Source organism: Thalassolituus sp. (assembly GCF_984348125.1).
In genome coordinates, this window is sequence record NZ_CFHJLR010000003.1 from 222,218 (window position 1) to 247,044 (window position 24,827).

Annotated in this window: 16 protein-coding genes and 1 riboswitch; of the genes, 9 read left to right on the forward strand and 7 right to left on the reverse strand. The window is 51.6% G+C overall.

The window, feature by feature from the left end; translation table 11 throughout:
- Positions 1–18: 18 nt before the first annotated feature.
- The 3 genes from aceF to AC5E51_RS03685 form a co-directional block, all read right to left on the reverse strand.
- Positions 19–1,650 (reverse strand): dihydrolipoyllysine-residue acetyltransferase, encoded by a 1,632-nt coding sequence (gene aceF / locus AC5E51_RS03675; RefSeq protein WP_491778137.1) that lies wholly within the window; start codon positions 1,648–1,650, stop codon positions 19–21.
- Positions 1,651–1,661: 11 nt separating this feature from the next.
- A complete protein-coding gene (gene aceE / locus AC5E51_RS03680) occupies positions 1,662–4,343 on the reverse strand; it encodes a pyruvate dehydrogenase (acetyl-transferring), homodimeric type (protein WP_491778138.1) in 2,682 nt (893 codons plus the stop codon).
- Positions 4,344–4,752: 409 nt separating this feature from the next.
- Positions 4,753–6,840 (reverse strand): putative bifunctional diguanylate cyclase/phosphodiesterase, encoded by a 2,088-nt coding sequence (locus tag AC5E51_RS03685; RefSeq protein WP_297534008.1) that lies wholly within the window; start codon positions 6,838–6,840, stop codon positions 4,753–4,755.
- 246 nt (positions 6,841–7,086) lie between these two features.
- On the opposite strand from AC5E51_RS03685, the gene AC5E51_RS03690 reads away from it, so the two are divergent.
- The 5 genes from AC5E51_RS03690 to AC5E51_RS03710 all read left to right on the forward strand — a co-directional run bounded on the left by AC5E51_RS03690 (position 7,087) and on the right by AC5E51_RS03710 (position 14,013).
- Complete coding sequence (locus tag AC5E51_RS03690) at positions 7,087–8,298, forward strand: hypothetical protein (protein WP_297534006.1); 1,212 nt, start codon at positions 7,087–7,089, stop codon at positions 8,296–8,298.
- On the forward strand, positions 8,298–8,726 hold the full coding sequence (locus AC5E51_RS03695; protein WP_076515136.1) for a type 2 periplasmic-binding domain-containing protein: 429 nt from the start codon (positions 8,298–8,300) through the stop codon (positions 8,724–8,726). Before AC5E51_RS03690 ends, AC5E51_RS03695 begins: the two co-directional genes overlap by 1 nt.
- A 154-nt stretch (positions 8,727–8,880) precedes the next feature.
- Positions 8,881–9,552, forward strand: a complete 672-nt coding sequence (imuA, locus tag AC5E51_RS03700) for a translesion DNA synthesis-associated protein ImuA (protein WP_076515137.1) — start codon at positions 8,881–8,883, stop codon at positions 9,550–9,552.
- Positions 9,553–9,556: 4 nt separating this feature from the next.
- Positions 9,557–10,951 (forward strand): Y-family DNA polymerase, encoded by a 1,395-nt coding sequence (locus AC5E51_RS03705; RefSeq protein ID WP_076515138.1) that lies wholly within the window; start codon positions 9,557–9,559, stop codon positions 10,949–10,951.
- An 11-nt stretch (positions 10,952–10,962) separates the two neighbouring features.
- Positions 10,963–14,013, forward strand: a complete 3,051-nt coding sequence (locus AC5E51_RS03710) for an error-prone DNA polymerase (protein ID WP_491778139.1) — start codon at positions 10,963–10,965, stop codon at positions 14,011–14,013.
- 11 nt (positions 14,014–14,024) lie between these two features.
- On the opposite strand, the gene AC5E51_RS03715 is transcribed toward AC5E51_RS03710, so the two are convergent.
- Together AC5E51_RS03715 and AC5E51_RS03720 are read right to left on the reverse strand one after the other, a co-directional pair.
- Entirely contained in the window at positions 14,025–15,344 is a 1,320-nt protein-coding gene (locus AC5E51_RS03715) for an MFS transporter (protein WP_068443971.1), read from the reverse strand.
- Positions 15,345–15,349: 5 nt separating this feature from the next.
- A complete protein-coding gene (locus AC5E51_RS03720; RefSeq protein ID WP_068443969.1) occupies positions 15,350–15,835 on the reverse strand; it encodes a YajQ family cyclic di-GMP-binding protein in 486 nt (161 codons plus the stop codon).
- 176 nt (positions 15,836–16,011) lie between these two features.
- Between AC5E51_RS03720 and AC5E51_RS03725 the strand changes: the two genes are divergently transcribed.
- The 4 genes from AC5E51_RS03725 to AC5E51_RS03740 all read left to right on the forward strand — a co-directional run bounded on the left by AC5E51_RS03725 (position 16,012) and on the right by AC5E51_RS03740 (position 22,170).
- Entirely contained in the window at positions 16,012–17,088 is a 1,077-nt protein-coding gene (locus AC5E51_RS03725) for a hypothetical protein (protein ID WP_488046388.1), read from the forward strand.
- Positions 17,089–17,103: 15 nt separating this feature from the next.
- On the forward strand, positions 17,104–18,033 hold the full coding sequence (locus tag AC5E51_RS03730) for a ketopantoate reductase family protein (RefSeq protein ID WP_491778140.1): 930 nt from the start codon (positions 17,104–17,106) through the stop codon (positions 18,031–18,033).
- Positions 18,034–18,058: 25 nt separating this feature from the next.
- Positions 18,059–20,002 carry a two-component system sensor histidine kinase NtrB gene (locus AC5E51_RS03735; protein ID WP_491778141.1) on the forward strand — a complete coding sequence of 648 codons (1,944 nt, stop codon included), beginning with the start codon at positions 18,059–18,061 and terminating at the stop codon, positions 20,000–20,002.
- 40 nt (positions 20,003–20,042) lie between these two features.
- Positions 20,043–20,264: riboswitch (cobalamin riboswitch) on the forward strand.
- Positions 20,265–20,364: 100 nt separating this feature from the next.
- Positions 20,365–22,170: a TonB-dependent receptor domain-containing protein gene (locus tag AC5E51_RS03740; protein ID WP_301378027.1), complete on the forward strand. Its 1,806-nt coding sequence runs from the start codon at positions 20,365–20,367 to the stop codon at positions 22,168–22,170.
- 132 nt (positions 22,171–22,302) lie between these two features.
- Here AC5E51_RS03740 and grxD read toward each other — a convergent pair whose 3' ends face one another.
- Both grxD and AC5E51_RS03750 read right to left on the reverse strand, forming a co-directional pair.
- A complete protein-coding gene (gene grxD / locus AC5E51_RS03745; protein WP_068435309.1) occupies positions 22,303–22,623 on the reverse strand; it encodes a Grx4 family monothiol glutaredoxin in 321 nt (106 codons plus the stop codon).
- A gap of 116 nt (positions 22,624–22,739) precedes the next feature.
- Positions 22,740–24,677, reverse strand: a complete 1,938-nt coding sequence (locus AC5E51_RS03750) for a transglycosylase SLT domain-containing protein (RefSeq protein WP_491778142.1) — start codon at positions 24,675–24,677, stop codon at positions 22,740–22,742.
- Positions 24,678–24,827: the final 150 nt, after the last annotated feature.

Consider the following 24,827-nt stretch of genomic DNA (forward strand, 5'->3'; position numbering starts at 1 on the left):
ACAATCTCCGCTAAAACTTCACATCAAGAGCTGCCGCATATCCTCCAGATAACTCACGAGTTTCTGGCTGAAGCGCGCTGCTTCAGCCCCGTCGATCACCCGATGGTCGTATGAAAGCGACAGAGGCAACATCAAGCGAGGAACAAATTCAGAACCATTCCAGACGGGTTTCATCTCAGACCGTGACAGGCCCAGAATGGCAACCTCTGGCGGATTAACAATCGGTGTAAACGCAGTTCCACCAATTCCGCCCAGACTGGATAGACTGAAGCAACCTCCCTGCATGTCTTTTAAGGATAGTTTACCTTCACGGGCCAGGCTGGCCTTATTTCCCAGTTCTTGTGTAATTTCTGTAACAGACTTCTGATCGACGTCACGAATTACAGGGACTAGCAATCCTTTCGGTGTATCCACCGCGACGCCAATATGAACGTACCCCTTCATAATCAGAGATTCACCGTCCGGCGCAAGCGATGCATTAAAGGTCGGGAACTCTTTCAGTAGTTTTGCGATGGCTTTAAGTACGAAGGGAACAATAGAGTAGCGCACGTCTCCGTTGGCGTTCTGTTCCTTACGGAAAGCCTCCAGACCCGTGATATCAGCGTGGTCGAACTGAGTCACCTGAGGCACGTTCAACCAGGCCGTCGTCATCGAGCGCGCAGTCGCTCGCTTGATATTGTTCAACGCCTCTGTTGTTACCGGGCCAAACTGTGAGAAGTCGATCTCCGGAACTGCTGGGATGCCTGTTCCGCCAGCGGTAGCGGGACCGTTCACACGCTCTTTAACGAAAGCCTGAACGTCCTCTTTAAGAACACGCCCTTTAGGGCCAGAGCCCGCAACTAACGCCAGATCGACACCAAATTCCCGTGCGACCTTACGGACCGCAGGGCCTGCATGAACCTGCTTCGACGGCGATGCCGCCGCAGCATTACTCTTGGCTGACGCAGACTGAGAAGACAGTGAAGCCGGTGCGGACTCCGGTTTCTTATCCTTGCTTTCGCTAGAGCTGGCAGGTGCTGGCTTGCTTTCCTGCATAGCAGTGGCAGCGGTTTTTATCACCACCATAGGATCGCCTTCGCTGACCTTATCACCCATCTTAATCAGGATTTCTTCAACCGTACCGGCAACGCCAGCAGGAATTTCCATGCTGGCTTTATCGGTTTCAAGTGTGATCACTGACTGCTCTTCGTCAATTTCTTCACCGACGCGAACAGACACTTCGATCACTTCGACGTCTTTAGAGCCACCCAGGTCAGGGATGGGGATGGTTTTACTTTCACCGCCTCCAGTGGCCGGCGCATCCTTTTCAGGCTCTTCCGAAGCGTTTGCTTCAGGCGCCGGCTCTTTGTTGCTCTCGGTATCTGAGCGACTGTCATCGCTGTCTGAACTGGACGACTCTGAGCTGCTGTCTCCAGAAGTAGCACTGTCCAATTCAAGAAAGTCGTCGCCCTGACTGACTTTATCGCCGACTTTCACCAGAACACCGGTTACGGTGCCTTCTTCTTCAGCCGGAATTTCCATCGTAGCTTTGTCTGTTTCGAGGACAATCAGAGCCTGCTCTTTCTCGACGCTGTCCCCATCACTGACCAGTACCTCGATAACTTCGACGTTGCTGGAACCACCCAAGTCAGGAATTTTCAATGTTGTCATCGGTTCCTTCCTCAGCTGTACAGCGGATCTGGTTTAGACGCATCAATAGAAAGCTCTTCTCTCCAGCTTTCCAGCTCATCGGCAGACAGAGTGCCCTCTTTCATCAGCTCATAACCTGCGGCCCAGGCGATGTGCTGCCAGTCGACTTCAAAGAAGCGACGCAGGGCGTCACGGGTGTCACTACGACCAAAGCCGTCGGTACCTAACACCTGATAGCTGCGACCCGCCGGGATGTAAGGACGGATCTGATCCGAGTAGGCTTTCATGTGGTCGGTTGCAGAAATCAGCGGACCTTCGCTCTGTTTCAGCTGAGAAGTCACATACGGCTCAGGTGTGCGCTGTCCTGCGGAAAGCAGCGCTTCACGCTCACATGCCATACCCTCACGGCGCAACTCGTTGTACGAGGTCACAGACCAGACGCTGGCAGCGATACCTTTTTCGTTAAGCCATTCGGCCGCTTTTTCAACCTGGCGAAGAATAGAGCCTGATCCCATCAACTGTACGGGTTTGTCGGTGCCAGCCGACTCACGCAAGCGATAAATACCGCGGCGTATGCCTTCTTCAACACCTTCTGGCATCGCTGGGTGTGGGTAGTTCTCATTCAGAGAGGTGATGTAGTAGAAGACTTTTTCTTTCTTCTCGTACATGCGCTTCAGACCATCCTGAACGATTACGGCCATTTCATAAGCGTAAGTCGGGTCGTAAGAAATACAGTTCGGAATGGTCGATGCCAATAAGTGACTGTGACCGTCCTGATGCTGGAGGCCTTCACCGTTCAGTGTTGTGCGTCCGGAAGTTGCACCAATCAGGAACCCCTGACACTGCATATCTCCCGCAGCCCAGGCGAAGTCGCCGATACGCTGGAAACCGAACATCGAGTAATAGATGTAGAACGGAATCATGGCCAGGCCGTTAGTGCTGTATGAACTGCCCGCTGCCATCCAGGCAGAAAATGCACCAGCTTCGTTGATGCCCTCTTCAAGGATGCGGCCTTTTTTATCCTCGCGGTAATACATAACCTGCCCCTGATCGACCGGCTCATAGAGCTGGCCTTCGGATGAGTAGATACCCATCTGACGGAACATGCCTTCCATACCAAACGTGCGCGCCTCATCCGGAACAATAGGCACAACACGTTCGCCCATATTCTTGTCTTTCACTACCTGTGACAGGATCCGCACAAACGCCATGGTCGTTGAAATTTCACGCTCTCCAGTACCATCGAGCTGGGCCTGGAAGAACGACAGATCCGGCGCAGTAAGGCCCTGCCAGTTCTCGGTGCGCACCGGCAGACTACCACCCAGCTTTTCACGCTGCTTACGCATGTAGGTCATTTCAGGGCTATCTGCCGGCGGACGATAAAACGGCAGATGCTCAAGGTCTTCGTCACGGATAGGAATGCCAAAACGATCGCGGAAGGCTTTCAGGCTGTCGATATCCAGTTTCTTAACCTGGTGCGCCTGATTCTGCCCCTCGGCTTCACCGCCCATACCATATCCTTTTACGGTATGAGCCAGAATAACCGTGGGCTGCCCTTTGTGATTCACGGCTTCGTGATACGCCGCGAATACCTTGTACGGGTCATGTCCCCCACGGTTAAGTTTAAAGATGTCCTCATCGCTGAGATCTTTAACCAGGTCTTTCAGCTCAGGATACTTTTCGAAGAAGTGCTCACGCGTATACTTACCGCCTTTGGCCTTGTAGTTCTGATATTCACCATCAACGGTTTCGTCCATGCGTTTCTGCAGGAGGCCTTTACGGTCTTTCGCTAACAAAGGATCCCAATGGCGACCCCAGACGACTTTAATAACGTTCCAGCCAGCTCCACGGAACTGACTCTCCAACTCCTGAATAATCTTACCGTTACCCCTGACCGGGCCGTCGAGGCGCTGCAGATTGCAGTTAATAACGAAGATCAGGTTTTCGAGCTTTTCGCGCCCGGCAAGACCGATGGCGCCCAGAGTCTCAGGCTCATCACACTCGCCGTCACCGAGAAACGCCCAGACTTTACGACCTTTACGCGGCACGAGTCCTCGCGCAGACAGATAACGCATAAAGTGCGCCTGATAGATCGCCTGTAACGGTCCAAGGCCCATCGAAACCGTAGGGAACTGCCAGTAGTCTGGCATCAGTTTCGGATGAGGGTACGATGACAGTCCCGGGGCCAGTGCTTCCTGTCGGAATCGTTCAAGATCGTGTTCGTCGAACCGCCCCTCAAGATAACTGCGCGCATAAATGCCCGGTGATACGTGACCCTGGTAATAAATCAGATCGCCCAGCGGCGATTGCTCGCTGTCAGCATTTGGAGCACGGAAGAAGTGATTGAATCCCACATCGTACAGCGTCGCACTGGAGGCAAAACTGGAAATATGGCCACCAAGATCACCCGCGCCTTCTTTATTTGCTCGCAGTACCATCGCCAACGCATTCCAACGCACCAGAGAGCGGATACGTCGTTCCATGAAGAGGTCACCGGGCATCGGCGCTTCTTTTTCAGGTGGGATAGTGTTGCGATACGGGGTATTCAGGGCATACGGGAGAGGCATCCCGTCCCTGGTGGCCCTTTCGGCGATACGTTCAATTAAGAAGTGGGCTCTGTCTAACCCTTCAGCTCGAATAACGGAGTGGATTGCATCCACCCATTCTTTGGTTTCCTGAGGATCTGCATCGTTCGTGTAGACCTGATCATCCATTCGCTAGGCTCCTGACCTTGGGCATGTGCTGATTTCAGTATAGATAAAGTCTCGGCAAACACTCACTCGGGGCCGTAAAGAAATTCGAGGCTGGTCGCAAAACTCTGAACCAGCCCCCTATCATTTCCACAAATGTTGATGCCCCCGTCACAAAGGTGACTATTTTGTCATTTAAGACTTTCACGCAAATATTGAGACATCGATATGTCCGTAGGGTTTCATCCTGCCCATTGACTCTTTTTGTCCGGATTGATGAGCCCATTTTTACCAGTGTCCCTAAGCGACACTCCGAACAACCTATTCCTCATAAGATCTAGAGTTGAATGTATGGAATTAGTTCAAAAGCTTCGCGCCAGAATCACGAGCGGCGGAGGATTTCCCAGTACTGAGTCAGTGTATTGGTGAACGACTATCGGTGCGTGAGCACGCCTGACTGATCCGAAATTGACGTGGCAAAATTGGCCTTGAGCTGTTCTAGCTCCTGAGGACGGTCAAACAGATAGCCCTGCATCAGGTTACAACCGTGAATTTTCAGAAAATCACGCTGAGCTTCGGTTTCTACACCCTCTGCACACAGTTCTATCCCCAGACGCTTGGCCATCTCAATAATGGTTAAAACCAATGCATCATCGCGGGCTGTAAGGCCAATATTCTCAACAAACTGCTTATCAATTTTGATCAGATCGATAGGAATACGAGTCAGGTAACTGAGCGACGAATACCCTGTGCCGAAGTCGTCTAATGCGACGCGACAACCAAGTTCGCTGATGTCATTGAAGAATCGATTCGCCATCTCAAGATTATCGAGATACGCATGCTCCGTCACTTCAAACTCAATGAGCTCAGGACGAACAGCATGGGTTTCAAACGTACTGCGGATAAAATCAGAGAACTGGTAGCGCTTAAGATCGTATGCCGACAGATTAAGAGAAACCAGTATCGGAACAGGAAGGTCCTGAAAGTAATTCGCAACATCGCGGCAGACACGCTCAACAACCCAGTCGGTCAGCGCAGTAATCTTGCCTGAGCGTTCAGCAATAGGGACAAAATCTGATGGCGACACTCTGCCCAGCGTTTGGCTGTTCCAACGCACCAGAGCCTCAACACCACGGGGCTCACCATCGCTGCTGACCTTGAGTTGATAACAGATGTAAAACTCGCCGCGCTCCAGGCCCGGCTCAATGGCATTGGCAATGTCTATTTTACGCTGATGCTCAATGAGCATATGTTCCTGGAAGAAGCAGTACTGAGACTTACCCTCTTTTTTAGCAACGTACATAGCGACATCGGCATTACGGATAGTGTCCTGCGTATCAAACCCACCTTCTGACGCCCGCGCAATACCGACGCTGGCGCTGATCCGGACCTCCCATGAATCAATCAGAAAAGTCGTTCTCAGGCCACCGACAATGTTTTCAGCCATACTCTCCGGATGATCAGAAGAGGTTCGACACAGGACAAGGAATTCATCACCGCCATGACGACTGACAACGTCCTCTCTCGGGATGTACGATTTCAGCCTCTCAGCAACCTCAACCAGCAATTTGTCACCGACCTCATGGCCCAGCGTATCGTTAACCTCTTTAAAACCGTCCAGATCGACGAACATGACCACCAGATCACCTTCCCCGCTATCACGCAGTTCACGTAATGAAGCATCGAGAATACCCATAAAGCTCTGGCGATTGAGCAGACGCGTCAGACTGTCGTAGTTCGCCAGGTATTCCATTTCCTCCCGGCGCTGCTCCAGAAGTTCGACGTACTCCTGATTAATATCGGACTCAACACGGATCGCATCCATCATATTGTTGATGTCCTGCGTTAACGACGACACCTCATACTTACCGTATACAGGGATCTTCAATCGATAGTCTTTGGTTTCCTGAACTTTTCGGGCAAATTCAGATAGCTGAGTCAATGGCCACAACCAGCGACTGGCCTGAACATAGAACAGCCCCACCATGATGAGTATCACAGCAATCGCGACAGGAAGAATACGTAATGCCAGGCTGATAGTGCTGGAAAGCAGTGGTCCCTCAAGGTCAACGATCAGGGCCAGATGCCCCATCACCAAAGGTGGTTCGCCGATACGTCGGACAGCAATCAGACGTCCGTCGTCGCGTAGTACACCAGACTCGAAAAACTTCCAGTCCGTGAAATCAACGGGGAAATCACCCTGGCTCTCAAGCATGGCCTGGCCAGCATACAGTTCAAGTACGTTCCACTGCGGGTCAAAAATGGCGGCACCCACCACATTTTCGTAAGGCTCAAGGCTCAGCAGATAACGCTTCAGGTCGAAGAAATGATCCGACTTACTGAGAATCCCAACCAGGTCGCTGGCCATGTTGTCAGAGAGTGCACGGAGATCGCTTTCAACATAACGGGTGTAAAGCTCCCGATGCTCGCGCAGGGCAGAATAAAATACAGAAGTAGCGACCAGTGCAATCGAGATAAGACTCAATAGCATTACCGCCGTTCTGATGCTTCTAATCAGCATGTAACTCTCTCTGTTCCCTGACGTCGTAAATTTTTATACCTGCCATCAGATCATAGTGCACTATAAGTTCAATGTCTGGCCGTTAAGGAATGATATTTATCCTTCTCAGCCTATCACTTATATGACATATTAGGCCAAACTGTCAGAAGTGGGACATCCCGCAAGCTGTATGGACAGATTTGATTACTATACTCCTGCAACAGAGCCGACATTGAGTTCTCTGGCGCAACTTGGAGCAACCATATAATGATAAAAATACCCGGTGTTGCTGCCGTTGTATCTGCCCTCCTTCTGAGTGCAGAGGCATGCTATGCAGAAAAACTGACCGACAATCTGGAAATCTCGGGCTTTGCCCGCGTCATTGGTGGCTACCTCAGCCACAGCAGCCGACGTTTCGATGGCTATACCAATGAAGCATCTCTGGATGAGCAATCACTGTTAGCAGTACAGCCATCCTATTCCTTCAACGATAAACTGTCCGTTTCGAGCCAGTTTGTCGCACATACCAGTGACGATCGTGACAGCGGGCTGGAGTGGGCTTACCTGAGTTACCAGCCAAGCAGCGCATGGCACTTCAGGGCTGGGAAACTGCGTACACCGTTTTTTATTTACAGCGACGGTTACGACGTTGGCTACAGCTATCCATGGGTAACCGCACCTGTGCAGGTTTACAACAATTACCTGTTCTCTAATTTTAATGGTGCCAGTGCCAGTTATTATCACGCCGGTAACTCTCTGGCCCTCAACCTTGAAGCTTACTATGGATACTTCAAAGGCGATTTGTTCCTTGCCGGCACAAAAGTAGACGTTGAAACAGAAGTTGAAGACCTGGCGGGGATCGTCGCTACGATTAATCGCAATAACCTGTCTTTACGCATGTCATACCATCAGGCGCACAACACGACCGAGATCCCGAATGTATCTGAACTGCGCTCACAATTGTATGCCCTCGGCTACAACGACAGCGCCAAAAGTCTGGAATCTTCCGGTAATGTATACGCTCTGCAGACATCTCTCAGCTACGACACGTTAAATTCATTCTATAAAGCAGAATGGGTCAACATAGTCACAGGGTACGAAATTGCTCCTGAGATCACGGGTTACTACCTGATGGCAGGTCGGGTTATCAACGACTGGACACTGCACGCGACATACAGCCGCAGCGAATACAGTGCAGTCAAAATGTCGAACGAGCTGCCGATGCCCCCGACCGGAAACCCGCAGCAGGATATGTTATCAACGGCCTACTACCAGGTATTTGCCAGCACACCGAATGGCAACCTGGATAGCTACACCCTGGGAACACGTTGGGACTTTCGGATGAATATGGCACTGAAAGCAGAAATAACTCTGCTTGAAGAGTCACGAAGCCGCAGCGGTTTCTTTATGAGCCCATCATCAAATGACTCCACTGAAAATGCCTACCTCTACCAAGTGGCGTGGGAGTGGATCTTCTGATGAGACTCATATTTAGCTCTTTACTGGCGCTGACCTTATTGTCTGCACCAGGAGCATTTGCTGCCTTCGCCAGTGAGCGGATCATTATTGTGACGCATTCCGACAATACCGGCGTGCGATTATCCCGTGAACAGATACGCAATCTGTTTATGGGGGCTTCGGTGGGTCGTGATCTGCAGCCTGTAGCCCTACCTCCCGGCAGTCGTACGCGCAGTCTGTTTAACATCAAGATCGTCGGCCTGTCTGACTCCCGGGTTCAGTCTTATTGGGCTCAAATGAAGTTTACTGGTCGCCGCCCGCCGCCTCAGATAGTCAATTCAGAGGAGGCGATGGTTCAGTATCTTCTTAATACACCAAGCAGCATTGGCTATCTCACTGCGGACACAGACCTACCGGAAGATCTGGTTATTATTTATGCCACCGACTGACCGGTAAGCGTACGCCGACCAAGACAAGTACTGAACTGAGAAAGGGCCTGCGAGGCCCTTTTTTTCTGCGTCTTTCACGCTCTGTCGTAGCCACCCCCTTGAACACTGTTTTTATATACAGTACTGTATATAAAAACACATAAAGGAGAGAGGTATGCCAGCGACACAATCACATTCGTCATCCGGTCTGAGTTACCCTCTCGACCAGGCTCTGAACAAAGGACTGGTATGGCAGGCGGCTCAGCAACCTTGTAGCAGTGCCAGCGTCATCTCCTCTGGGTATCAGCAGCTGAACCGTGAACTCCCACAAGGGGGCTGGCAAGCTGGCCAGGTCTGCGAGATTTACCCTCATAGGTACGGCTGCGGTGATATGCACATTCTGCTACCCGTGCTGGCGACATTAAGTCATCAACAGCAGTGGATCATGATGGTAGCTCCTCCTGCTATTCCCTACGCGCCAGCCCTGACAATGGCAGGAATAGATACCCGACGACTGTTGATGGTGCACCCCAAAGATCGCAAAGAAGCACTCTGGTGCGTCGAAGAAGGGCTTCGGTCTGGTCACTGCAGCGCCGTCATGGGATGGCTGCCTGAATCGGACCCTAACAGCATTCGCAGGATTCAACTGGCCTGCGAAGCAAGTAAGAACTTCTGCTGGCTATGGCCCGACGCCAGACACCAGAACAGCGCTTCAGCCGCACCATTGAGGCTTCAGGTCACACGAATCTCAGCAGAACAGGCAAACCTGCGCTTTATTAAACGTCGGGGACGCTGGCCGGGTAATGCCTTTTCACTGTCACTGAACAGCGCAACCCGAACAGGTTAAGCCCATGAACGCCTGGCTCTATCTCTACTTTCCGGATATGTACCTGCACAGTCTGGTCCATGATTATCACAGCCCGGTTATTGTGATTACTCAGGATCAGCAGCGGGTCGTTCAGGTATCAGCGGCTGCAAAGCAATGTGGAATTCGCCCAGACATGCCCCTCGCCAGTGCGTTGTTTCTGTGTCCGGAAGTTGTCTGTCATACCCTGAACCAGGAATACGCAGAGCAGTTACTGCAACAAAGGGCATTGTGGGCATATCGCTACTCTGCACAGATATTTCCCGACCCAGCGGACGGCTTATGGCTCGAAGCAGGAAGCATGCTGAGGCTGTTTGGTGGCATTGAAGCCTTCGTTAACACGCTCAAAGACGGCTGTCAGCAGCATCAGTGGCCACTGCAATATGGCTTAGGCCTGACGCCTGTTTCTGCGCGCTGGCAGGCACTCGCTGATGTACAGACACTCTCTCTGAATACCGCACAACAACAGCATGCGCTACAGACACTTCCTTTGGATAAGTTGCATCTCAACGATGCACAGCTGCTGGCATTACAGCGACTGGGTATTCAGCATCTGGGAGAGTTATTACAACTGCCACTCGCAGAAACTGGTCGTCGTATCTGTCCGCAGTTGATGCAACAACTGCAGCAACTGCACGGACAGCAAAAACCGCCCTCTAGTCTTTTTACTCCGCCGCTGAAATTCTCTGAGAAAGTCATATTCAGTCATGATGCCGAGCACAGAAATGGGCTATTTTTTCCATTGGCTCGTCTGCTCGACAGCCTCTGTGGATTTCTCCACCACCATCAGCTTTCAGTCCGCTGGCTGGCCTTACGTCTGTTACACAGAGAACCTCCGGAAACCCGCTGGCTATTCAGCTTTGCCAACCATGAATACCGCTATGAAGAACTGTTACAACTGTGCCGTTATCAATTGGATAAGCAGTCTCTGCGGGCCCCGGTCACTGAGCTTCAGCTTAGTGTCACCCAGTTCACTTCAAGACAGCATGAGCAGGCATCATGCCTTGCAACAGACGACCAGACGCCTCTGTCAGGCAGTCTGATTAACCGCTTACAAGCCAGGCTATCAGCCAGCCAGGTGTCGGTACTGCAAAGCACTGGAGACCCGCGACCAGAAGCTTCATGGCAAGCACAGCCCGCAGATGAAAGCGTAACAGACAGCCTGAGCCGAACCGGAGACTGGCCTATCTGGTTGCTGCCTGAGCCAGTTCCCTACCCTCCTCCCGCAGACATTATCCAAGGCCCTCTGCGCATAACCAGCGGCTGGTGGGATAGCTGGATGACGCGCCGGGATTATTATCAGGTTATGCAGGATGAACAATTGCTCTGGGTATTCAGGGATGACCAGAAACGTTGGTTTCTGCATGGCTATTTTTCATAGGCTGACACTCCGTGACTACGCCATATGCTGAGCTTCACTGTCTGAGTAACTTTACCTTTCTTCGGGGCGCTTCTCATCCCGAAGAATTAGTCCAGCAAGCCGCTGATCTTGGCTATCAGGCATTGGCTCTGACCGATGAATGCTCTTTCGCAGGCGTTGTGTGCGCCCACCGGGCCATTAAAGAAGAAAATCTGTCACTGAAGCTGATTATTGGTAGCGAATTTCGTCACGCCAGTGGCCTCTATATTGTGCTCGTTACCGGGCGCAAAGCGTACGCTGAACTCTCAACACTGATTACTCAATGCCGGCGTCAGGCAGAAAAAGGGCATTATACGTTTACGCCCGCACAGCTCACTGATTTGCAACATTGTCTGTTGCTCTGGCAGCCAGCTGAACAAGAGATACTCTCTGAGTACGCAGCATTAATCCGACATTTTCATCAACGTCTGTGGCTATTGGGAGAGCGGACGCTGGATGAATTTGATGCCCATCACTATATCGATATCGCCCGCTGGGCAGATACCCTCGACCTGCCTGTTGTCGCAGCGAGCAATGTACATATGCACCACCCGTCACGGCACAGCTTACAGGACTGCCTGACAGCTATACGTATGAACCAACCGGTTCAGCAGATAAAACATCGCTTATACGCAAACGCCGAGCGTCACTTACGGTCTCTTAAAAAATTATCACATCTTTATCCTGAACATTGGCTACAGGAAAGCGTCAGCGTCGCTAATAAATGCACATTTAATCTTGATGAAATTTCCTATCTTTACCCCACAGATTCAGTTCCTGATGGTCTGTGCGCCCGGGAATATCTCAAAACTCTGGTAGAAAAAGGCCAGACAATCCGCTTCCCTGAAGGTACCCCTGCTCATATCCAACAAACCATCGATAAAGAGCTTCGCCTGATCGCACAGAAAGAATACGAGCATTACTTTGTCACCCTCTACGATATCGTCCAGTTCGCCCGCTCAAAAAATATCATGTGTCAGGGACGTGGTTCCGCGGCCAATTCCGTGGTCTGTTATTGTTTATTTCTGACCGAAGTAAATCCGCAAGAGGTACAACTACTTTTTGAACGCTTTATTTCAGAAGAGCGCCACGAACCGCCAGATATTGATATTGATTTTGAAAGCCAGCGACGTGAAGAAGTTATTCAGTACATATATCAGAAATACGGGCGCGAGCGTGCTGCACTCGCAGCTACTGTCATCCGTTACCGTCCGCGTAGTGCTTTGCGTGATGTCGCAAAAGCACTGGGAGTCAATACTGCAGAGCAGGACCGTATTGTTGCCCGCTACGCTGGCCGCTATCACGGTCACGAATGGATGGATCATGTCTATCCAGACTCCGATCAAAGCCCTTTAACGCAACGCCTTCGTTCACTGACTCAAGAGATTCTGGGTTTTCCTCGCCACCTGTCACAGCATGTTGGTGGCTTTGTTATTGCCGAAGGTTGTCTGCATGAATTAGTTCCGGTCGAAAATGCCAGCATGAAAGAGCGCACGGTGATTCAGTGGGATAAAGACGATCTGGAAACGCTTGGTCTGATGAAAGTGGATATTCTTGGCCTGGGCATGATGACAGCGATACGTCGTAGCCTGAATCATTTAGAAATGCAGATCAGTGACATTCCGCGTGAAGACCCGGCGACGTATAAAATGCTGCAGAAAGCAGATTCCGTGGGGGTCTTTCAGGTCGAGAGTCGTGCTCAGATGAATATGCTGCCACGCCTGAAACCAGCTTGTTATTACGACCTGGTGGTCCAGGTTTCGATCGTACGGCCGGGCCCCATTCATGGTGATATGGTGCACCCTTATTTAAAGCGGCGTAACGGTCAGGAAGCCGCAGATTATCCTCTGCCTGAACTCAGACCTATCCTTGAACGCACCCACGGGGTTCCATTATTTCAGGAGCAAGTCATTGCCTTTGCCATGGTCGCCGCAGACTTTACTGCCTCTGAGGCCGATCAATTAAGACGCTCCATGGCCAGCTGGCGAAAGAAAGGCCACATGCACAGACTACAGAATCGTCTGCGTGAAAACATGCTTAAAAATGGATTTTCAGAAGCCTACATAGAGAGAATTCAGCGCCAGCTCGAAGGCTTTGGTGAATACGGTTTTCCAGAATCTCACGCCGCCAGTTTTGCCTTGTTGGTGTATCTGACTGCCTGGCTGAAATGTCATCACCCTGGCGTATTTCTGGCGGCCCTACTCAATAGCCAACCTATGGGATTTTATAGCCCAGCACAGCTGATCAATGATGCGCGACACCATAAGGTTATGATTCACCCGGTCGATGTTAATCACAGCCACTGGGACCACGAAGCACTTCCTGATGGCTCAGTCAGACTTGGCCTTCGTCTGGTAAAAGGTATGAATCAGGATGCAGCGACGCGACTGTTAGCAGCGCGTCCGGAAGCAGGATACAAGAGCATTTCTGACTGCACCCAGGCTGCTCAGCTCAATCGCAAAGAGCGTGAGGCGCTGGCTTCTTCAGGTGCATTCGGTGCCCTCAGTGAGCATCGTTACCATGCACGCTGGCAAGCCGCTGAACCCGCTGCGGCATCTTATCAACCCGACCTTCTTGAGAACCTTTCACAAGCCACAGCCTGGGAGCTGGCAGCGCCAGATGAAGTCGATAATCTACTGGAAGATTATCAGAGTCTGGGCGTGACGCTTGGACGCCATCCGATGGAAGTCCTGCGTGAACAGGGTCTCTTAGGGAACAGTGTGACAGCAGAAGGTTTAAAACAACTGAAACACGGAGACGAAAGCTATATCAGCGGTATTGTCACGTGTCGCCAACGCCCCGGAACCTCAGCAGGCGTGACCTTTATTACGCTCGAAGATGAAACCGGTTGCTCGAATATTGTGGTCTGGCTGGCTACGGCAAAACGTCAGCTGGATACTTTGATTCATGCACGGTTACTACAGGTATACGGCAAAGTTGAGCAAGACCCCGAAAGCGGCATCACCCACATGATTGCTTATCGACTGCTCGACCTGAGTGGTTCACTGGAGCGCCTGAAGGTACAGTCGCACGACTTCCACTAAGAACCACGCTCTCAGTCACGGGACAAGAAGTTGCGAGCCTGCAACAGACGAATCAACCACCAGAGAATCACCAGGCTCGGTAAGACCATCAGGGTGGTTAATACAAAGAAGGTCGCCCAGTCACCGTTGAGGTAATCGACCACATAACCGCTGGCACCTGACACTGTCGTCCTGCCAAAATTCGCGATCGACGCCAGCAAGGCGTATTGAGTCGCAGAAAACACTCTGTCTGTCAGCAGAGTTACGAAGCTGACCAGTACCACGGTCGCAAATGCGCTGGTGAATCCATCTGCAATCACCGCAAACAGATAGAGGCTCTCCAGCGGCCCGGTAACGGCAATCCACGCAAACAGGAGATTGGTTCCGGCCATCGCCAACCCACCGATCAGTAGCCCCCTGAAAATACCCAGTTTCTGATTAAAATACGCACCTATCAGGCTGAAAACGATGGTCACCCACCAGGTCACCATCTTCGAATAGGTGGCAATCTGAGCATCGGTAAAGCCAATTTCCTTGTAAAAGGTAATCGACATACGTCCAAGGAATGCCTCGCCCATTTTGAACGTAAACAAGAAAGAGAGCAGTAAAAGTACTATCGTACTGCCATAACGGCTGAGCAACGCCCGGAAAGGTTCAATCAGGGTGAATTGAAGTTGTGCGCTTAGGCTCAGGCCAGAAACACGACTCTCGAGTTTTTCGCGACGGCGATTGTCTCGTTCCACTAATACCGTCACTAACGCGGTAATAAAGAGACAAAACATGGCCAGATAGAAAAACACATCGGCCCAGTCCATCGACGACAGACCTTTCATATAAAACGCCGCAGCACCAAGCAAGCTGTACCCCGTCCACCAGCCGCTGGTAGCAAACGCCGCGGCATAGGGAATAAGGGCCTCTTCAGCTTCAGGATCGAAACTGTCTACCCTGAATCCATCAATGGCTATGTCACAGGTCGCTGATGCCAGAGCAATAGTCATTGCCAGTATGCTTAACCAGACCATGCTGGCCTGCGGAGAAATCTGACTGATACCCCAACATGCCAGTGTCATTACCAGCAACAGAAACACAATCCAGGATTTGCGGTCACCTAAACGCCTGAAAACAGGCAGCCGAAAACCGTCGACGAGCGGCGCCCAGAGAAAGTTAATGGCGTACACGAAGAAGATGGAACCAAACAGCCCGATGCTGGTACGGGACAAACCTGCATCAGTCAGCCAGCCAGTCATTGCCGAGCCAATCAGAACCCAGGGAAAACCACTGCAGATGCCCAACAGAAAGATCATCCGCAGCCGGGGTTCGCGCAACAACTGCGCCAGCGGCATCCCGCTCATAAATATCAGTCTTTAAAGTTCTTGAATGCCAGTGGCATATCAATGGATTCCTCACCGCGAAGCATCGCCATAACCTGTTGCAGATCATCGCGTTTCTTGCCTTGCACACGAACTGTATCGCCCTGAATGCTGGCCTGAACTTTGATTTTGCTGTCTTTAATCATCTTGGCTATTTTACGGCCCAGATCTTTATCAATACCCTGGCGCATAGTCGCCAGAATTTTCACCTGCTTCCCAGTTCCCTGAGGGTCAGCAAATTCAAGGCAGTTCGCCTTAATAGAGCGCTTGATCATGGCACTGATGAGCATGGATTTCATCTGATCAAGCTGAGTGTTGTTATCAGCGATCATAGTGACGACAAAATCTTTCAGCTCAAAGCTGGCACTGACACCACGAAAATCGAAACGGGTACTCAGTTCGCGGTTCGCCTGATCAACGGCATTCTGTGCTTCGTGCTTATCTACTTCTGATACTACGTCAAAGGATGGCATATCGGGTCTCCTGTAAATGTCGCCATATATACCGCGCTGTCTGAGATATTGCAAAGAAACGCCCCGCCCGGAGACTGGCGAAAGTTGCTAAACGCACTAGGCTTAAAGCATATCTGCACCACTATTCAAGGCATTGAGTAGCCCAGGTCGCTGAACAGGCATATTGAGAGCAACGCATGGATAATCGTCAGAAAACTTTGCATGGACCGGGAATTTACTACTTCCGGCTGACCGGAGCCCGACAACAGCCGATATTCCGTTCTGTCTTCGAGTATAACTATGCCGCCAAGCTGCTGAGTAATGTCGAGGGCTCTACACTTCTCGCCTACGTATTCTTTGATCACGAGATTCATTGCGTACTAGACTGTCAGCGTGACTGGCCCGGCATAATCGATGACATCCGAGATGAATTCACCGACCAACATGAACGCCTCTGGGAGGCCCATAAGGCCGTCATTTCAGAAGAGGTCAGTCCGGTTCTCGTTGACGAGCAGGCGTGTCTCGCTGATCTCATCATTACCCTCCACCAGCTACCTGTCAGCAGAAATCTGGTACCTGATGCCAGCATGTATTCGTGGAGCAGCGATCATCACTATCGCTCATTGAATCCGCCAGGCTGGATCGACTGTGGACGCATGCTCAATCAGCTCTGTCAGACCCGGCACAACCGCTCGCTGCGTTACGAATCACTTATGAATACAACGCACGTGACGCAGCTCAATCTCAATGAAAGCAACCACCCGGAATTTCTTCTGTTTGGTCGCCCCGCATTGGCTGAGAAACAGCAGGCACGCGCTGAAATGAATCAACCCGGACGCAGCGCAAATGAACTGAAGCGACTGAGGGACGACGCTCTGCAACTCATCGCCGGCCGCTTTGGGATTACTCTGGAATCATTGCAGGACTCATCGTTCAGACGACAGTACCAGCGCCTGATGCCGTTGGTCGCCTGGTTACTTGAAAAACGCCAGCTCTCCAATGAAACCATTGCCGACCTGCTGGACGAAGATGAAGACACCATTCCGTTATGGTTGCGAGGGATTCCCGCAGATCACCCCCAGTCGCTTCTCGATAAACTGAGTGCGCTCTGGTCGCCTGCGGATTCACTCAGTGAGTCTCCACAAAATCAACTTCCCACTGATACTCTGACTGATGATGCTTCCGCCGACAGCGAAGAAAACGATGCCATTGCCCCCGCTGACACTGCGGAAGACGCCGACAAGCCAGAAAGTAAGGACGTTGTGAATCAGTAGTCATATAATCGGACTATGACGAATATCGATATTCATACCCCCCAGAGTTCTACCGAGCGCCTGCGTATTGTAGTCGCGGGTCTTGGTGCTCTGGGCACACTGATAGCATGGCACTGTCGCTTTGAGGCGCTCTTTACGCACAACCGCCGGCAACAGACAGAGTTCTCTTTACAAACATCCGCCAGCGCCTCAGATACCCCTCCCCAAGTCGACACGTTTTCCGCTCCCCTCTGGCGTGGCGAAGAGGCCGACTGGCTGATTATTACAACCAAGGCAGCTGCAACATTAGAGATTTTCAGTGATCTTAAAGATCACCTTAAAAACACTTCCCGGATTCTTCTGCTTCAGAACGGAATGGGTCAGCAGGAAGAAGCTTCTGCATGGTTAAAACAGAATAGAATCAGCGCTGAACTCTGGGTAGCTTCATCCACAGAAGGCGCCTACAAGGCGGATAGCGGAACCGTAATCTACGCTGGCAAGGGGCAGACAGTGGCAGGTCGCTGGCAGCTGTCAGGGGAAACCGCCAAGGCTCAACTCCCACCTTCCATGAAGTTGGCCACCGATATAAAACAGGTTCTGCACGAGAAGCTGGCCATCAATGCCATCATCAATCCACTGACTGCACACTATCGCTGTCGTAATGGTGAACTGCTGACCAGTACCGGAAAACACAGCGACTTCAAAGCCCTCAGTATTGAAGTAGCGACGCTATTTAAAGAACTGAACTGGAAGACCGGTTTCGATATTCAGCAACAGGCAGCAAAAGTGGCTGAAGCAACGGCTCAGAATCAATCGTCAACCTTTCAGGATGTATTGCATCAACGCCGAACTGAGTTACCTTATATCTGTGGGTACTTACTGCAGCATGCAAAACAAAATGGGCTGAATGCACCGCTGACGGAAAGTCTGTACCAATCAATTTCTGCCCTGGAGGCAGCATGGTAATGCACAGCAAAGGAAACCGGTTCATATGATGTTGGCGCGACAGAAATCGATGCTCGCCATGGTACTGGTTTGTTCAGGCATCATCCTTGTCGCAACCCTCGCCTACGTTATTGCCGCTGAACGCATTGGCCGCGAACATCTGGCGCCTGATCTGTCACGCACCATGGGGCATATCATTGAAGCCCAGATGGCAGCCTCTCCCGGTAAGCTGCAGGCCATACAGACCACCCTGTATCACATGGCACAGCACTACCAGATTCAGGAGGCTGGGCTTTACAACGAGCGTGGAGAACGTCTGGCGCACAGCCACTCAGGCGAAGGCCCCACGCTTCTGGCGTCCAATCTTCATGCTCAGCCTCTCCCAGAGGATTACTTTGAATATCGCTTTGCCATTCTCGGAGACGAGTTCGATTTATTCATCAGGAACGATGTTTCCTTGCCAGGCTTCTTTTACATGGACACCCTGAGCACCAGCCTGGTTATCGTTACCTTATCAGCGATGCTCGTATTTATGTTGTATCTGATGACCCGGCAGTGGCAGCAGACCCCCTACATGCATTTGCTTGAAGACATTCGGGAAGCCAACACTCGCGACGACGATGGCCGCATTACCCTGAAACTCAGAGATCCTGACCTTCACCCCCTGATCGAGGCGTTGAACGATCTTTTCTGGCGCCGCAATCAACGCACTCAGCACCTGAAAACAGCTCATCAGCAAGCAGAACATGCCCGTTTACGCGCAACACGATTATCGACGGAAACCCGCCAGATGAACGAAAACCTGGCGAAAGAGGTCTCCGTCCGCCGTAGTATTGAAGTGCAGCTGAAAAACACTCAGACACTGCTCGACGGTATCCTGAACTCCATGCCCACCGCCCTGTTCGCGCTTGATTCCCGTAATCGGATCGTGCAGTGCAACGAGCAGGCCGGTGACTGGTTGAACATGGAGTATTCACAACTCAATGGCCTGCCTCTGGCGCAGCTGATACCTGAGTTGGGCAAGCTGAATCTGATGCCAACGCACCCCGGCGAAACACCCCATCTGGTGAAATCTGAACGCGTCAAAATACGCTTTGCAGAAAAAGTTCTGGTCACGGACGTACTCGCTTATCCTCTGCATAGCGGGCAGCAGGCACGGTTGGTAATACGTATCGACGATGTGTCTCAACGTCAGCGTATGGAAGAAGTCATGGTACAGACCGAAAAAATGATGACGGTCGGTGGGTTGGCTGCCGGCATGGCCCACGAAATTAATAATCCGCTTGGGGCCATTCTGCAAAACCTGCAGAATACACGACGTCGCTTAGATCCGAGCCTGGCTGCGAACCAGCGCCTTGCTGACGAACTCGGGTTAAGTATGGAGCTTCTGAATCAGTACCTAACAGGAAGAGGCATTGATCAGTTCTTTGACCATATTCAGAACGCTGGTGAACGCGCGGCACGTATTGTTGCCAATATGCTGCAATTTTCCCGTAACGATCACCTCCAGAAACGCGACATCGGCATCACTGAACTCATTAATACCACACTGAATATCGCCCACAACGACCTGTCGCTGAAACATATAGACCTAGATATCGACAAGGCCGCAGGCGATGCCCAGATACACTGCGTGCCGAGTGAGATTGAGCAGGTACTGCTGAACCTGCTGCGCAATGCTCAACAGGCGCTGGAAGAATACGATGGCGGCGATGGCTGGCACCCTAAGGTGAAAATCAAAGCCAGCCGTCAGAACAACATGACCTGCCTGGAAATTGAAGATAATGGGCCGGGCATCCCTGCGGATGTCGCACCGCATATTTTCGAACCCTTCTATACAACCAAAGAAGTCGGAGACGGCACAGGTCTGGGGCTGTCGGTATCGTATTTTATCGTTACATCACACCATCAGGGGCGCCTCCGTTATCAGCGCAGTTCGCTTGGCGGAGCCTGCTTTGTGTTGTGCCTTCCCGCCGAAGAAAACCGATGACTGCCCTGCGCACAACTTGACCAAATCGGCCACCACGAGTACTCTCCACCGCAATTCAGGTGCCTCTGTCCACCAGACAGAAGTTAAACGGGAAGACTGGTGAGTTTCACAACAAACCCAGCGCTGCCCCCGCAACGGTGATCGACCAGGTATTGATACAACGCCACTGTGCATAGCATGGGAAGGCATCAATGCCGGAAATCCTTTGAACTTCAGGGTTTCAGTCGTCAGCCCGGATACCGGCCTGAATCCGAACCAACAGTATTGCGGTGGGCGATACAGGTGCTAAGTGAGCTCCAGGGCTCTCCTTCGCCTATTCTTTCCCGCCGACTGGTTGCCCATTAAAACCATTCGGAATCATGATGAAAAAATCACTCCTTACTGCGGCCGTACTAATGACCGCCACAGTGTCATACGCAGAAAACACCCTGGACGATGTCGTCACTATCGCTAACCGCATTGCAGCACCTTCCATCAATAGTGCACAAATCGTTGTAGTGGATCGTGACGATATAGAGACGTCAGGTGCCAACAACCTGTACTCTTTACTGGCGAGCAAAGCTGGCTTCCAGTTTTCAAAAACAGGAGGAGTACCTCACTCTTCGAACCTCTATATCAATGGTCTCGATGGCAAGCAGGTACTATTTCTGGTGAATGGGCAGCGTGTCGGAAGTGCCACTTCCGGTACCACAGAAGTCCAGTTAATTGCGCTGGAGCAGATCGAACGTATCGAAATTATTAAAGGCAGCCGCAGTGCTATATATGGTGCGGATGCGCAAGCCGGTGTCATCAATATCATCACACGTCTCGATACCTCACTGAACGAAGTGGCTGCAACAGTTGGCACCAACCAGACGAAAGCTGTCTCACTGCGTACACGTCACCAGTTTGGCGATGTCGACACCTACCTGAATTTAAACCATGATCGTTCAGCTGGTTACGACATTAATAACGACACAGAGAATGATCGCGATGGCTACGAGCGTAACGGTCTGAATGCCGGTGTCGGTTATGCAATCTCGGAACAGCAGAGCGTAAATTTTGATGCTCAGGTGAACCGCGGATCTTACGACTACGACAACAGCTTTGGCGGTACTGACGAAGCCGACTTCGATAATCGCGCTATGAACCTCGGCTACACATTGAATACTGACGGCCTGCTGCTGAATGCCAGAGCCGGTCGAGGCTACGATCGTAGCTGGAACTACGGTAACGGTGTTACTCGCAGCGGCGATGCTCAGTTGTTTGGTAGCCGCAAAGATGTTGCAGAAATCACGGCCCTTATTGGTCTGACTGAACATGTCAGCCTGCTGGCTGCTGCTGATACTCGCTTGGTTAAACTACTCACGCGTCCTGTTGAGTACGACACAGACAACGAGCGCAACCATGGCGGATTACTTGGAGTTCGTTACAGCAGCGATAGCTTGGCCGCTGAAATTGGCGCTCGCATCGACGACAACAGCAACTACGGCCGCTTCCGCTCGTTTAACACCTCTGTTGCCTTCTATCTGACCGACAACCAGGAACTGGCTTTCGGACAGGCTACAGCCTTCCGCGCTCCTACGTTTAACGACCTCTACTATCCAGCAAGCGACTTCGGCGATTACTCAAACGAAGATCTGAAGGCGGAAACATCACGCATCTGGTCGGTCGATTACACAGCCGCATACGATAATTTTGCAGCTGGCGGTTCTGTCACAGTGAGTGGTCAGCGCAGCCTGTTTAACAATCAGATCGTATCAAACAGTGCGTTTTATCCAGTTAACCTAGGTGAAAGCTACGTTAATTTTGCGAGCGTAACCTGGGCTCAGAACTGGGATGACGCGTGGAACAGTGAGCTGATTCAAGAGTGGACCGAAGCTCGGAATCAAGACACTGGAAATCTGATTGAGCGTCGTCCAATTCGTGCAACCAAGCTCAATGTACGTTGGACTTCGGGCAAGCTATCGAGTGCACTTGAGAGCCAGTACCGAGGCCAGGCACCATCGAGATCCGGCGGCTATATCGCTCCGTTCGTTCTGCTCAACCTCAGTGCAACCTGGGAGGCTTTCCAGGACTTCAGTTTGACTGCTCGCATCGAGAACCTGACCGATCGAGAGTACGAAACTGTACCTGGTTATGAAGCACAGGGACGCTATGCTCAGCTCACTGGACGCTATAGTTTCTGATCCAATGAGCGCCCGGGCAGTCCGCCCGGGTATTTAGTTTAGATTTGGATTCCAGAAACAAAAAAGCCCGCATCAAGCGGGCTTATTTGCGTTACGTATACCGGATCAGATATCCGGCTCTGTAAGCGGTGTTTACTCAGCTGGTGCCGCTTCTTCAAGCAGAGTCTTCAGCTCACCTTTTTCGTACATTTCAGTGACGATGTCACAACCACCGATCAGCTCACCTTTTACCCACAGCTGCGGGAAAGTCGGCCAGTTGCCGTATTTAGGCAGGTTCGCACGAATGTCCTGGTTAGACAGCACATCAACGTACGCAAACTTCTGACCGCAATCCATAACCGCTTGTACGGTGCGGGCAGAGAAGCCACACAGTGGCTGGTTCGGTGAACCTTTCATGTACAGAAGGATGTCGTTGTTTTCGATCTGATCTTTAATGACCTGCATGATATCCATAGCGTCTGTCTCTCACTGTTCGTATTAACTGAAACTGGCGGCAGTCTACCATAATCCCGACCATGATGCTCAGGTATGAAACCTGAGGCAGGTTCATTATATGAACGGGCCAGAGCTCAGTTACGCACAGGGGTCGCTGAATCAGCCTGCGACAACTGCTGGGTAAACACACGCTCGTCAGGATCAAGGACCGCCGTTACTTCTTTGCCTTTCAAACTGCTGAAAATAACGCGGTATGCAAGTACGGCTTTGACGTAGTCACGGGTCTCACGATACGGGATGCTTTCAATGAACTGGTCGTAAGCCACCGGCGCGTCTTTCAGCCAGCGATCGACCTTGTGTGGGCCAGCATTGTAGCCGGCCAGAGCTGCAATCAGGTTCCCCTGATAACGCTCCAGTAGAGAGCGAACATAGTAACTGCCCAGCGGGATGTTGGTGCGATAGTCCATCAGGTCTTCATTGACGTCATGTAAAACCAGATTCTTCTCTCTGGCTACCTGCTTCGCGGTCGCCGGCATGATCTGCATCAGACCGCGCGCACCAACAGGAGAGCGGGCATGAGGGTTGAAGGCGCTCTCTCGCCGGGCGATTGACATCAACAAGGAAGGGTCGAGGTCATACTCTTCTGCCCAACGGCTGAACTCATCCTGATACGCCAGCGGGAAGCGATGCTCCAGCAAGTTCCAGTGGCGTCCTGAAATCGTCGCCTGCACTGCCAATGCTGGCCAGCCATTCTGCTTCGCCAGCTCGGCATACACAGGCGTATCAGAAGGATGACGCAGCAGAGTGAAATTCCATTCATCGGCCGCCAGCCCTTCTTCACCGATAGCCCAGAGAGCACGAATACGGGCAATAGCTGGTGAATCAGCAACGGCTTCGAGCTGCCCTTCCTGCAGACTGGTCTTTGTCTGTTTCAGCTCATAAGGCAGAGCGAGTTTTTCTGCTGCAAGAAAGCCATAAAATTCGCGGGCCGAGGCGGCTTTCGTGTAGGCGTGATGAGCAGCTTCAGATTGCCCAAGCGCTTCCAGTGCGCGACCACGCCAGTACATGTGGTATCCAGATTCTCTTTCACTGCCCTGCACTTTATCAGTCCAGGCCAGCACGGCGTCCCAGTCAGACTGGGCGATCGCTTCACGAAGTACGGGGCCAATAAGGTTGCCATCGCCCAGGTCGGACAGGAGCTGGTCGACGATATCAGGACGCTCCTCCGCATCGAACTTGTAACTGCGGGCAGCTAACATATTCCCGAGGCGCGCGAGCTGCGCTTCACTCAGCACTCCCGCTTCGGACAGTTGCGGATAAAGCTCGGCAACGTCCGCGGGTTTGCGACGCACCAGATAAGCAAGCACTGCGTATCCCATGTCACTACGCTCTACGCCGTCAGGAAAGGTTTTATCCAGCGTCAGGAGCCTCTCTGGTGACGAACGCAACTGGCGAAAAGTACTTGAGGCAACCTTCCATTCTGCTGGCAACTTACGCAGCAGGTAATCAGATAAGCTTCGGTTACCAGCCTGCAGTGCCAGAACAGCGCGCTGCCAGATCGCCTGCTCATTAATTTCGCCACGGCTCAGCATGGCTTTGAACAGGTCATCGCATTGCTCAGGGCGCGAGCTTCCGCTAAGCCACAACTGACGACCGCCATCGAAAGCTGCCGCCTGATCTTTAATCAGTTTCGCCCGGTAATAAATGCAGCGCCCCGGGGCATCAGCCGGTGCGTATTCATTCAGAGAAAGAACTTCGTCCCATTTACGGGCAGCACCGTAGGTCAGTGTTGCATGGCGTACAATCCAGCGTGAAAGAGGCGAATCCGCATTTTCAGTAGCGTAGGCTCTGACATCCGCAGCAGATACATCAGGCAGGTTACGCTTGATACGATGGTATTCAATATAAGGGGCGAGCACATGATCCGATGCGTTCTCAGAAACCTTATTCCACTGCCCCTGACGAGCAGCTTCCAGAGACGTTCTGAACTCCGCATCCGATAACGCAGACGCAGTGATACTGAGTAGCCCCAGAAACAGGCCAGTGACAACTTGCAGATACGTTTTACTCATCGGCTTCGCAAAGACCCCGAAAAGAGATTGTCTGTACAGGTTAGTTCTTATATTCCAGAAAGACACAATACCAATGATAATCTGGCACAACCCGCACCGCTGGTTACTTTCTGTTACTGACACTACCCGAGTTTGGCTCAAAATAACACC

Bases quoted from the DNA above. Each gene is read 5' to 3' on its own strand.
- aceF (WP_491778137.1), bottom strand. From the start codon at position 1,650: ATGACAACATTGAAAATTCCTGACTTGGGTGGTTCCAGCAACGTCGAA.
- aceE (WP_491778138.1), bottom strand. From the start codon at position 4,343: ATGGATGATCAGGTCTACACGAACGATGCAGATCCTCAGGAAACCAAA.
- AC5E51_RS03685 (WP_297534008.1), bottom strand. From the start codon at position 6,840: ATGCTGATTAGAAGCATCAGAACGGCGGTAATGCTATTGAGTCTTATC.
- AC5E51_RS03690 (WP_297534006.1), top strand. From the start codon at position 7,087: ATGATAAAAATACCCGGTGTTGCTGCCGTTGTATCTGCCCTCCTTCTG.
- AC5E51_RS03695 (WP_076515136.1), top strand. From the start codon at position 8,298: ATGAGACTCATATTTAGCTCTTTACTGGCGCTGACCTTATTGTCTGCA.
- imuA (WP_076515137.1), top strand. From the start codon at position 8,881: ATGCCAGCGACACAATCACATTCGTCATCCGGTCTGAGTTACCCTCTC.
- AC5E51_RS03705 (WP_076515138.1), top strand. From the start codon at position 9,557: ATGAACGCCTGGCTCTATCTCTACTTTCCGGATATGTACCTGCACAGT.
- AC5E51_RS03715 (WP_068443971.1), bottom strand. From the start codon at position 15,344: ATGAGCGGGATGCCGCTGGCGCAGTTGTTGCGCGAACCCCGGCTGCGG.
- AC5E51_RS03720 (WP_068443969.1), bottom strand. From the start codon at position 15,835: ATGCCATCCTTTGACGTAGTATCAGAAGTAGATAAGCACGAAGCACAG.
- AC5E51_RS03725 (WP_488046388.1), top strand. From the start codon at position 16,012: ATGGATAATCGTCAGAAAACTTTGCATGGACCGGGAATTTACTACTTC.
- AC5E51_RS03730 (WP_491778140.1), top strand. From the start codon at position 17,104: ATGACGAATATCGATATTCATACCCCCCAGAGTTCTACCGAGCGCCTG.
- AC5E51_RS03735 (WP_491778141.1), top strand. From the start codon at position 18,059: ATGATGTTGGCGCGACAGAAATCGATGCTCGCCATGGTACTGGTTTGT.
- AC5E51_RS03740 (WP_301378027.1), top strand. From the start codon at position 20,365: ATGAAAAAATCACTCCTTACTGCGGCCGTACTAATGACCGCCACAGTG.
- grxD (WP_068435309.1), bottom strand. From the start codon at position 22,623: ATGGATATCATGCAGGTCATTAAAGATCAGATCGAAAACAACGACATC.
- AC5E51_RS03750 (WP_491778142.1), bottom strand. From the start codon at position 24,677: ATGAGTAAAACGTATCTGCAAGTTGTCACTGGCCTGTTTCTGGGGCTA.